The organism is Pseudonocardia sp. SID8383 (genome assembly GCF_009864975.1).
Lineage (GTDB): Bacteria > Actinomycetota > Actinomycetes > Mycobacteriales > Pseudonocardiaceae > Pseudonocardia > Pseudonocardia alni.
In genome coordinates, this window is record NZ_WWFY01000835.1 from 1 (window position 1) to 265 (window position 265).

The window sequence follows — 265 nt, forward strand, 5'->3', positions numbered from 1 at the left end:
CGGCCCGGCCACACCGTGGTTCCAGGAGCTGCGCCGCTGGAGCTACCTACTGGGGTTCGGCACCGAGCAGGGCGGCCTCGGCCGCCGGGTGCCGGTGCTGCTCGCCGTCGCGATGCTGGTCGCGGCGCTGCCGCTGGTCGCGCGCGGCGCGCACCGGTGGGGTCCCGGTCTGCGGTGGACACCGGTCCCCCTGGCCGGCCTCGCACTCGGGTTCGTGCTGCTCACCCCGGCGCCGTCGAAGTGGACCCACTACTTCGGGACGCTC

Annotated in this window: 1 protein-coding gene; it reads left to right on the plus strand. The window is 75.8% G+C overall.

The features are described 5' to 3' along the window. A partial coding sequence (locus tag GTW08_RS20005; RefSeq protein ID WP_161152376.1) for an arabinosyltransferase domain-containing protein occupies positions 1–265 on the plus strand: 265 nt, incomplete at both ends.